This window comes from Deinococcus pimensis DSM 21231, from assembly GCF_000519345.1.
GTDB classification, from domain to species: domain Bacteria; phylum Deinococcota; class Deinococci; order Deinococcales; family Deinococcaceae; genus Deinococcus_A; species Deinococcus_A pimensis.
In genome coordinates this window covers 26782-36561 of sequence record NZ_KI912657.1, presented here as the reverse complement: position 1 = coordinate 36561, position 9780 = coordinate 26782, and the positions used below count along the sequence as shown (strand labels likewise).

Genomic DNA, 9780 nt, shown 5'->3' with positions numbered 1-9780 from the left:
CGGCGGGACGTCGCCCGCGCTCGCCTCGCCCAGCGCGAGCCGCACGGCCCAGACGGGCAGGTCCGGGCCCGCCAGGGCGCTCATGTGGCTGCCCCCGGACGGTCTCGCGTTGATCTCCAGGACGTGGGGCGCACCGTCCGCGTCGTCCTTGAACTGCACGTTCACGACGCCCGACAGGCCGTAGTGGGCGACCGCCGCCCGGACGAGGGCCTCGACGTCGGGACGGCGCTCCACGACCTGCGATCCGTGCAGGCCGGGCAGTTTGGCGCGGACGACGGCGGCGCCGAGCTCGCCGCGCCAGCACACGACGTCCACGCTGCGCTCCACGCCCGGGAGGCAGCCCATCACGAGCATCGGCGCGAAGGGCTCGTGCGGCTCGAACAGGGCGCGCGCCTCCTCCTCGGTCACGCGCAGGGTGTCCCCCGCGAGGAAGTCCTGGAGGCGACGCCGCGGCGTGACGATGCGGAAGCCGTGACCGTACACGCCGCGCGCCGGCTTGAAGCACGGCGTCCAGCCCAGGGCGAGCGTCCGCTCGAAGGCCCCGTGCATCTCCGCCCAGGTGGTGACGACCTCGAAGGGTGGGGTTCGCAGGAAGGGCGGCAGGGCCCGCAGGAAGGCGGCCTTGTCGTCGAGGTGATCGAGTGTGTCGGGCTCGGCGGGCACGATCAGCCGGACGTCCGCCGCCTCGAACGCCTCGCGGTGCCGGGCGAGCGCGGCGAGTTCCTTGCCGGGCCAGAAGACGTCCACGTCCTGTCGCCGGGCGAAGTCCAGTGCCCACGCCACGTAGTCCTCCCCGACGAGACCACGCGGTTCGAGGTGCGCCGCCGCCGCGCCCTGGAGTTGCGGGCTGTCGGCGTTGGTGTGCGAGACCAGCACGCGGCGTCCCTCGAGCTGCAGGGCGTCCGCGTACGCCCGGATCACCGCGAAGTTCTTGTTGAACCAGACGGTGGTCACGCCCGCCTCCGTCGGGTGGGAGGGCAGGCGGGCGGCCGCGAACATGAAGGTGTCTTCATGACGGGATGCTACCGCACCCTGCGTGCTTCACCCGTGGCATTCCGGGCCGTCTCCTCATGAGGAAGCGGGGGTGGCCGACGGCCACCCCCGCTTCCTCGCACGTTCTCAGTCCGTGCCACGAACGCCGCGCGTCTCGCGCCGGTTGAGCGCGAGCGACGCGACGACGGACAGCACGATGAACGCGAGGCCGATGAGGCCCGTGACGAGCTCCGGGATGTGCACGTCGCGGTTCATGCTCAGCAGCATGATCACCGCGAGCGAGCCGATGCCGTAGTGCGCGCCGTGCTCCAGGAAGCGGTACTCGTTGAGGGTGCCGCTGTCCACCAGCCACAGCGTCATGCTACGCACGAACACCGCGCCGATCGCGAGGCCCGCGGCGATCACCACGACCTCCTTGCTGATCGCGAACGCCCCGATCACCCCGTCGAGCGAGAACGAGGCGTCGAGCACCTCCAGGTACAGGAAGCTCATCGCGCCCGCGCGGGTCGCGGTCTGCATGACCGCCTGACTCTTCGCGCGCGCCTGCTCGGCCTCCTCGCCGTCCGCGTCCTCGGCGGGTTCGAAGAAGCCCGCGAAGGCCTTCACCACGAGGTACGTCAGGATGCCCAGCGCGCCCGACGTGAGCGCCTCGAGCTTCTCGGCGGGCGCGACGAAGAACGACACCAGACCCACCAGCGCGGCGAGGGTGAGCGCCACCTCGATCTTGTCGAGGTGTCCGAGCTTCGCGAGGCGACGCTCGATCGGGGCGAGCCAGTGGACGTCCTTGCCCGCGTCGAGGAAGTAGTGCAGGAACACCAGGAACAGGAACGACCCGCCGAACGCGCTGATCATCACGTGCGCTTCCTCGAGACGCTCGCTGTAGGCGTTCGCGTCGTTGAAGGCGAGTTCGACCACGCTGAAGAAGCCCAGTCCGGCGGTGGCCATGACGATCAGGATGGGGAAGACGAAGCGCATGCCGATCACGGCGATGGCGATGCCCCAGGTGAGGAAGCGGCGGCGCCACACGGCGTCCATGCCGGTGAGGACCTTGGCGTTGACGACGGCGTTGTCGAAGCTGAGGCTGACCTCCATCACGCCCAGCACGATCGCGATGAACGCGAAGGACGCGGCGGCGGCGAGGTTGCCCGTGAAGAAGCCGTAGGCGGCGGCCCCGACGACGCACAGGACGCTGAAGATGATGCCGAACCCGAAGTGCTTGAACATGACGCTCCTGGTGTTGAGGGCGCGCCTCAAAGGAATCGGCGCGCGTCCGTGACGAGTTGCTCCACGACGCGGCCCTCGGTGCGCTCGCCGATGGCGGTGAGCTGCCAGCCCGAGCCGCCGCGCTGCATGCGGGCCATCACGAGTCCCGTGTGGTTGCCCTGCTCGCTGAGGTCGAGCTTCGCGATCTCCTGCCCGGTCGTCTCGTCGACGACGCGGCAGAAGGCGTTCTTGACCTTCGCGAAGGTCTGGCCGCGGAAGGAGTTGACGGTGAACACGAGCGACCGGACGTTCTGCGGGACGCGGCCGAGGTCGACGAAGATGCGCTCGTCGTCGCCGTCGCCCGCGCCGGTGAGGTTGTCGCCGCCGTGGCGGACGCTGCCGTCGCGGCTGGAGAGCTGCCGGAACCAGACGGTGTCGACGACGTTGCCGCGCTCGTCGAACATCAGGCACGACGCGTCGAGGTCGATGTCGCTGCCGCCGAGGCCGAAGAGGCCGCGCGCGACGTCCCAGCCGAGACCCATGAACACACGGGTGAGGCCCTGGCCCTGCTTTTCCAGGCTGATGGTCTGCTGCTTCTTGAGGGAGATGGTCACTTGAACTCCTGTGGGGTGGGCATTCCGGACGTCCGCGTTCCGCGGACTCCCGGGGGCCGGGGCCGGTCGGTTCGTGGGCGTCCGGATCAGGTACGAGGGAGGCCGCCCGACCGTTCCCTCCGTTGTAGCGTCCGTACGTTCAGGTCACGGAACGAGGCGGACGAGGACGGCTTGTGAGGGTCCTCATGCCGCCGTTCATCCCTGGGGGGGCAGCATGCCCTTCGCGCGTGCCTGTGTGATCCACACGTCGTACTCGTGGAGCAGCAGTTCGTAGAGTTCGGCGTCGGTGATCTTGATGGGCGCGCGCACCTTGAAGAAGTCCGCGTTGTCGAGGAAGCGGCCCTTCAGGTCGTCGAGCCGTTCCAGGAACTGGAATTCGCTGCCGTACCCGCCCTGCTCGATGCCCATGAGCTTCCAGAAGATGGGCTCGAAGGCGCTGTCGCGCATCTGCTGCTCGGTGACGGCGCGGTCCTGCGTGGCGCCGTCCGTGACGAACATGACGTACACGGGCGTGGGCTGCGAGAGGGCGCGCGAGCGCGAGGGAGCGTCGCCGAAGTAGTGCCGCCGGATGAGCGCCATCACCTTGCCGTAGTTGGTGCCGCCCTCGAAACGGACGCGCATGCGGTTCACGTACCCGGTGAGGGACCCGATGTCCACGGTGCCCGCGTGGTAGGCGCCCTGGCCGAAGGTGAAGACGTCGATGACGCCGTCGTCGTCGAAGCGCGTGGCGAGCGCGAGGGCGCGTTCCACGAGGGCCTGCACGGCGCCGCTGCGGTACTCGTCGGTCATGCTGCCGCTGATGTCGAGCGCGAGCGCGACGCGGGCGGTGTGCTCCCCGAGGCCGCGCTTCTCCAGGCTGACCGTCGCGGCCTTCACGAGATTGACGAGTTGCGGCGCGTCCTGCTCGATGCGCTTGTCGAGCCGGACCTGCGCCTGCTTCTTGAGGCTCACGGGTGGAACCGCGGGCGTGGGGGCAGGTGACGCGGGCGCCTCCTGCGACGCCTCGCCCCCGAAGTATTCCAGCAGGGCCTGGAGTCCCCCGTTGAAGCCCTGCCCCACGGCCTGCAGGCGCCAGCCGCCGCCGTGACGGTAGAGTTCGGCGATCATGACGGCCTGCTCGGCCTGGAAGTCGCGACCGTCGAAGGTGTAGCGCGCGAGTTCCTGCCCTCCGGCGCGCAGCACCCAGGTTCCCGCCCGGGCTGCTCCGAACGGCCCGGTGTCGTGCGTCACGACGAACACGAGCCGCGCCACCTCCTGCGGCAGACGTGCGAGGTCCACGCGGAAGTCCGCGCGGGTGCAGTTCGGGGTGGAGGTCGTGGTGACCTCCGACGACGGGCTCTCGGGCTGGTTGAAGAACTGGAAGTAGCGGTCGTCGCGCAGGCGCCTCTCGGCGTCGAGACCGAAGACGCTCACGTCGGCGCCGTCGAGCCCGCTGTCCAGGCTCACCTCCACCGTGGTCTGGTGGGTGAGGTCGGAGAGGGGCCGCCGTTCGCCCCGCGTCAGTGCGGCAGTGGTCATGGTCGCTCCTGTGGTGGACGGTGAGACCGGACGAAGGCACGGGAGAGGCCGAGGCTTCTCCCGTGCGTCGGGGACTCAGGTGGGGTTCAGGCGTTCACGCCGTAGGACCGGACGAGCGCCGCGAAGCCCGCGTCGTAGCCCTGCCCGATGGCCTTGAACTTCCACTCGCCCGCGTTGCGGTACACCTCCGCGAAGATCATCGCGGTGACGGTGCCGCCGTCCTCCGTGAGGTCGAAGCGGACGAGTTCCGCGCCGCCCTCGGCGTTGAGGACGCGGGCGTAGGCGCGGTCCACCATGCCGAAGTTCTGCCCGCGCTCCGGACCCTCGTAGATCACGACGGCGGTGATGATGCGCTGCACGTCCGCCGGGACCTTGTCGAGGTCGATGAGGACCGTCTCGTCGTCGCCCTCGCCCTGTCCGGTGGTGTTGTCGCCGCCGTGCACGACGCTGCCGTCCGCGCTCTGCTTGTTGTTGAAGAAGATGAAGTCGGCGTCGCTGCGGACGCGGCCCTGATCGTTGACCATGAACACCATCGCGTCGAGGTCGAAGGGCTTGCCGTCCGTGCGGCGGGGATCCCAGCCGAGGCCGAGGGTGATCTTCTTGAGGCCGGGGGCCGTCTTGGTGAGGCTGACGTTGCCGCCCTTCACGAGTGAAACTGCCATGCTTCCTCCTGTGGCGGGGCGCTTCGCGCGCTTCCCGCGCCTGAATCGTACCCTGTCGGGGCACTCCGGTCGGACGTGTCCGCACGCCCGACGTGTTCCCAGGTACGAGCATGTCCGAAAGGAAGTTCCGGAGCCGTCGTAAGCTCAGCGTTTCTTCACGTTCGCGCGCTCCGGGCGTCGGCTGACTAGCATGAACGTATGCCCAAGGACCGAGTCGTCAACCCACAGAGCATGACCCGAAGGCCGGGATCGTGACGGCGTTCCACGTCCTGCTCGTGGAGGACAGCGAAGCAGACGTGCTTCTCGTCCGCGAGGCGATCGACGCGCTGGACGTGGAGGTCCGCCTTCACGTCGTCACGAACGGGGAGGAGGCCCTGGCCTATCTGCTCGGCGACGGCGCGTTCCACGGTCAGGACGGGCCGGATCTCGTCCTGCTCGACTCGAACATGCCACGCCGCAACGCGCTCGAGGTCCTGCAGGTCGTCCGGGCGCAGCCGACCCTTTCCGGTCTGCCGATCGTGGTGTTCAGCAGTTCGGAAGCCTCCCGGGATGTCGAGGCGAACCTCGCTGCTGGCGCGAGCGCCTACGTGACGAAGCCGATGTCCTTCGACGACTTCGTGCAGGTCGTGCAGGAGACCCTGCGGTTCTGGGCGGCGCGGGTCCTCGAGGCCTGATGGCGCCAGCGCGGTTCGACGTCGTGGTGATCGGCGCGGGCGCCGCGGGGTTGAGCTCCGCCCTCGAACTCGCCCGACGGGGCATGAGCGTGCTCGTGCTGGAGCAGTTCGAGATCGGCCATACCAGGGGGAGCAGCCACGGCCCCTCACGAATCTTCCGGCTCACCTACGATCATCCCGCCTACGTCCGGCTGGCGCGGAGGGCGCTCGCCCGCTGGCGCGAACTGGAGGACGAGTCCGGAGAGCAGTTGTACTGGCCGACGGGCATCCTGAGTCTGAGCGCCACCGAGCAGGGCATTTCGAAACTGGCGGACGCGATGGAGCAGACCGGGGCCCCCTTCGAACGGTTGAGCGCGCGCGAGGTGATGCGCCGATGGCCTCAGTGGCGGCTCCCTGACGGCTGGCACGGCCTCTACAGTCCTGACGGCGGCGTCGTGAGTCCCGACGTCACACTTCCGGTGCTTGCCCGGCTGGCGCGGCGGCGAGGCGTCGTCATTCGCGAGCGGGTTCACGTCGAGGACGTGGACCTGACGGAGCCTGCCCGTCCGGTCGTGGTGACCACGCGGGGACGGATCCTGGCAGGACACGTGGTGATCGGCGCCGGCGCCTGGACGCGTCGATTCGTCGAGCCCTGGTCGGCCCACCTGCGGGTGCAGGAGAACCTCACCGTCTTCTTTCGTCCCCGCCTGCCCGACATGTTCGGGATGGGCGCCTTCCCGCTCTTCATTCAGGAGGACTCCGACCTCACCTACGGGTTTCCCCTTTTCGGCGAGGAGGGGATCAAGGTGGCCCTGCACGCGCGGGGACCGCTCGTGGATCCGGACCTGACGTCCTCTCACGTGGGAAGCGTCGGAGACGACGAACGTGTCGCCCGTCTGCGTTCCTGGCTGCGAACCTACCTGCCGGAAGCGGCGGGCGAGGTGATGAGCGCGCGCGCGTGCCTGTACACCCTCACGCCCAGCGAGGACTTCCTCGTGGACACGCACCCCCTGTCCGACCGGACCGTGGTGGCGAGTCCCTGCAGCGGACACGGCTTCAAGTTCACGCCCGTGATTGGAGAGCTCGTCGCGAACCGCCTGCAGGGCCGCGAGCCGGACGGCGACGAGGCGTTGTTCCTGTCGAGGAGCGCGCTCGGCCTCACGCCCTGAACGTTCGTCCTAGACTTGTCCTCGTGAATCCGCAAACTCATGTTCTGCTGCTCGATGTGGACGGCGTCCTCGTGACGCCGCCCGAGTTCTTCGGGACACGTCTGCTGCGTCAGGCGCCCGAACTGTCCCGCGCCTTCTTCGAGGGGCCGTTCCTCTCGGCCTCCACGGGAAGGTCCGATCTGCTCGACCATCTGCCGGATTTCGTCTCGGCGCTCGGATCGCCCCTCTCCCCAGCCGAATTCCTGCGAACCTGGCTGGAATCGGAACATCATCCGAATCTGGCCCTCTGGGCGTCGGTGCGCCGGCTGAAGGAACGGGGGTGGCGTGTCTATCTGGCGACCAATCAGGAACGGCACCGCACGACGTACCTGCTCGAGGTCGTGGGACTGTCGGATCTGGTGGACGGCGAGTTCGCGAGTTGTTCGGTGGGTCATCGTAAGCCCCACGCGCCGTACTACGAGGAGGTCACACGTCGGCTCGACATCGCTCCCTCGCGGATCGTGTTCTGGGACGACAGCCCTACCAACGTGGTCGCGGCGAGACAGGCCGGCTGGACGGCCCACGAGTACGACTCGGCGGCGTCGTTCGAGCGGATCATGGGGCTCGAAGAACGCGGAAGCTGAACGCCCATCCTGCTTTCCTGGGGCTGTAGACCAGCCTCGGCGCGAGCTTGTTACAACTTGTAACCGCAGGTCGCCCGGGGCTTGTTACAAGTTGTAACAGGCCCTGGAAAAGCGAGTAGTCTGACGTCAGATGCATCGATTGACCGCGTTCAACTACGTCGGAGGAGCGGGCAAGAGCTACGTGGTTCGCGAGGTGGGATACGCGTTGAGCCGCCACCACGGCAAGAAGGTCCTCCTGATCGACACGGATCCTCAGAGCACCCTCAGCGAGTCGCTGGGCGTGGTCGACGCCCCCCTGGAACGTACCGTCTACAACGTCGCCCACCGTGAGGCGCCGCTGCCGGAACCCTTCGAGGTGCACGGTATGCACCTCATCCCCTCGAGCATCGAGATCGCAGAACTCGAGGCCGTGCTGCCCGGAAATCCCGGTGGGATCGTCAACCTTCGTCTCGCCCTCGACGATCTGAGCGGGTACGACGTCGTGTTGATCGATTCCGGTCCCAGCCTGGGCCAGCTCTCGGCCCTCGCCTGCATCGCCGCCGACCGCCTCGTCGTCCCGATTCCGGTGAACTGGAAGGGAATCAAAGGGTTGCCGACCGTCAACGCGATGGCGCGCAAGTACCGCAAGCTGGCACCCGCGCTGGAGGTGGGTCTGTACGTCCCGACCGTCTATGACAGCCGCACCCAGCATGCCCGCTCCGTCCTCGAGGCCCTGCAGGAGCAGTTGAGTCCCCTGGCGAGCCCCATGGCGTACCGTCCTGTCGTCAACGATGCCCAGGCCGCCGCCGAGCCGATCGGGCTGTTCGCGCCGGGCTCCCCGGCCGATCACGAAATTCGGCGCACGGCGCGTGAGCTCCTGTCCGTCCTGGAGGGTGAACGTGCCCGCTAGGCCGAAGAGGCCGCTCGACCGCAAGAGCATCTTCTCCAGCATTCTCGGCGAGGCCAGGGACGAGGCGTCGGCGTCCGACGTCATGACCCTTCCCGTGACGGCCCTGTCGCCGATGACAGGTCAGCCCCGACGCCAGTTCGACGAGCGGAAGCTCGACGAGCTGGCGTCTTCCATCATGGCCCGGGGCGTCCTGCAGCCGCTCATCGTTCGCCGGAAGACCGCCGACGGCCGCTACGAGATCGTCGCGGGCGAGCGCCGCTGGCGCGCCGCCCATCGCGCGGGTCTGACCGAGGTGCCCGTCATCGTGCGTCCCCTCGACGATCACGAGGCGTTCGAGGTGGCGATCATCGAGAACCTTCAGCGCACGGACCTCGATCCCATCGACCGGGCCGACGCCACGGCGCGACTGATCGCGGTTGAACTCGGAATCGACGTCGCGCAGGTCCCGGCACGGTTGAGCAAGGTCCGTGCCGAACTCCGCCGCGCCAAGGAAACGACGGAGTACCGCCAGGCACTGGAGGACGCCGAACGTTTGGACGCCATGTTCAGGGTCATCGGTGGGTCCTGGCAGACTTACCTGGTTCATCATCTGCCCATCCTCCGCTTTCCCCACGACGTGCTGACGGCCATGCGGGAGGGCCTCGAACACGCCAAGGGGCGCGTGATCGCCCGCGTCGCCGACGAGGAGGTCCGTGGGCACCTCATCGGCCTTGCCGTTCGGGGTGCGACGGTCGAGGAGTTGCGTGCGGAGATCGACAGGCCGACGGGCAAGGCGCTCGTGCCCGGCCATGTCGCCCGGGTCAGGTCCGCGCTCGCGAACTGGCAGCGAATCGAGGAGTTGCCCGCGCGTCGGCGCAGGGCGGTCGAGGAGTTGCTCGACCGACTTGATCGGCTGCTCAACGAGTGACGCGGTCCGGACCCACGGGGCCCGACGGCCGTGGTCGGGTCCCGTGGGTCCGCACTTCCGGGTGCGGCGACACCCTGTGGGGTGCGTCCGGTGTGTCCGCTGGTGAGGTCGGGGGCGACGATCGTGTCCTCGCTTCGGTCGTGTCGGCCAGGGTGAGCCTTGCGGGGGTTCGGTGGTCGAGCGCTCCCGGCTTCGAGGGATGACGATGGCCGAAGGGAGGACTGACCGAGATGTCCGAATAGCCTGTCTAGCCAAGATGTCCGAATCGCGACCCGCGTTCCCATCGGTGTTTTTGTTCGCTTACGCGTGTTCGAGAGGTCAACGACCTCCCGTGTGGCACGCCCGGCGGGTCAAGCGGGCGGCGGTTCGGACATCTCGGTCAGTCGATGTTCGGACATCTCGGTCAGTCAGTCGGTCTTCAGCGGTCGGATCTCGTCCTGGACGAGCTTTTCTTTCCGAAGGAAGTCCAGGAGGACTGACCGAGATGTCCGAACGGGCGGGCGTCGAATCGGGCCGTTTTGTTCGGACATCTTGGTCAGTCGAGGTCCG

The 9780-nt window shown here is 68.2% G+C and carries 10 protein-coding genes; 5 read left to right on the top strand and 5 right to left on the bottom strand.

Annotated elements, in window-relative coordinates; translation table 11 throughout:
* From DEIPI_RS31860 to DEIPI_RS0116355, 5 genes are all read right to left on the bottom strand, one after another.
* Positions 1 to 954: ATP-grasp domain-containing protein (locus DEIPI_RS31860; protein ID WP_169737140.1), on the bottom strand; the 954-nt coding region annotated here is incomplete at its 3' end.
* 165 nt (positions 955 to 1119) lie between these two features.
* Positions 1120 to 2217 (bottom strand): DUF475 domain-containing protein, encoded by a 1098-nt coding sequence (locus DEIPI_RS0116370; protein ID WP_027482483.1) that lies wholly within the window; start codon positions 2215 to 2217, stop codon positions 1120 to 1122.
* A gap of 26 nt (positions 2218 to 2243) precedes the next feature.
* Positions 2244 to 2810 carry a TerD family protein gene (locus tag DEIPI_RS0116365; protein WP_027482482.1) on the bottom strand — a complete coding sequence of 189 codons (567 nt, stop codon included), beginning with the start codon at positions 2808 to 2810 and terminating at the stop codon, positions 2244 to 2246.
* A gap of 195 nt (positions 2811 to 3005) precedes the next feature.
* Positions 3006 to 4328, bottom strand: a complete 1323-nt coding sequence (locus tag DEIPI_RS0116360; RefSeq protein WP_027482481.1) for a VWA domain-containing protein — start codon at positions 4326 to 4328, stop codon at positions 3006 to 3008.
* A gap of 86 nt (positions 4329 to 4414) precedes the next feature.
* Positions 4415 to 4990: a TerD family protein gene (locus tag DEIPI_RS0116355; protein WP_027482480.1), complete on the bottom strand. Its 576-nt coding sequence runs from the start codon at positions 4988 to 4990 to the stop codon at positions 4415 to 4417.
* 251 nt (positions 4991 to 5241) lie between these two features.
* Between DEIPI_RS0116355 and DEIPI_RS0116350 the strand changes: the two genes are divergently transcribed.
* From DEIPI_RS0116350 to DEIPI_RS31850, 5 genes are all read left to right on the top strand, one after another.
* A complete protein-coding gene (locus DEIPI_RS0116350; RefSeq protein WP_027482479.1) occupies positions 5242 to 5664 on the top strand; it encodes a response regulator in 423 nt (140 codons plus the stop codon).
* Entirely contained in the window at positions 5664 to 6812 is a 1149-nt protein-coding gene (gene solA / locus DEIPI_RS0116345; RefSeq protein ID WP_045234523.1) for an N-methyl-L-tryptophan oxidase, read from the top strand. The genes DEIPI_RS0116350 and solA overlap by 1 nt, the downstream gene beginning before the upstream one ends.
* Positions 6813 to 6835: 23 nt before the next feature.
* Positions 6836 to 7435 carry an HAD family hydrolase gene (locus DEIPI_RS35695; RefSeq protein ID WP_169737139.1) on the top strand — a complete coding sequence of 200 codons (600 nt, stop codon included), beginning with the start codon at positions 6836 to 6838 and terminating at the stop codon, positions 7433 to 7435.
* Positions 7436 to 7565: 130 nt separating this feature from the next.
* The gene (locus DEIPI_RS0116335; RefSeq protein ID WP_027482476.1) at positions 7566 to 8324 is read left to right on the top strand and encodes a ParA family protein; all 759 of its coding nucleotides are present in this window, start codon (positions 7566 to 7568) and stop codon (positions 8322 to 8324) included.
* A complete protein-coding gene (locus DEIPI_RS31850) occupies positions 8206 to 9231 on the top strand; it encodes a ParB/RepB/Spo0J family partition protein (protein WP_084474433.1) in 1026 nt (341 codons plus the stop codon). Before DEIPI_RS0116335 ends, DEIPI_RS31850 begins: the two co-directional genes overlap by 119 nt.
* The last annotated feature ends 549 nt before the right edge of the window (positions 9232 to 9780 follow it).

What these genes read in the sequence shown, in the direction of transcription:
- DEIPI_RS0116370 (WP_027482483.1), bottom strand. Translation starts at nt 2,217, where the DNA reads ATGTTCAAGCACTTCGGGTTCGGCATCATCTTCAGCGTCCTGTGCGTC.
- DEIPI_RS0116360 (WP_027482481.1), bottom strand. Translation starts at nt 4,328, where the DNA reads ATGACCACTGCCGCACTGACGCGGGGCGAACGGCGGCCCCTCTCCGAC.
- DEIPI_RS0116355 (WP_027482480.1), bottom strand. Translation starts at nt 4,990, where the DNA reads ATGGCAGTTTCACTCGTGAAGGGCGGCAACGTCAGCCTCACCAAGACG.
- solA (WP_045234523.1), top strand. Translation starts at nt 5,664, where the DNA reads ATGGCGCCAGCGCGGTTCGACGTCGTGGTGATCGGCGCGGGCGCCGCG.
- DEIPI_RS0116335 (WP_027482476.1), top strand. Translation starts at nt 7,566, where the DNA reads ATGCATCGATTGACCGCGTTCAACTACGTCGGAGGAGCGGGCAAGAGC.
- DEIPI_RS31850 (WP_084474433.1), top strand. Translation starts at nt 8,206, where the DNA reads ATGCCCAGGCCGCCGCCGAGCCGATCGGGCTGTTCGCGCCGGGCTCCC.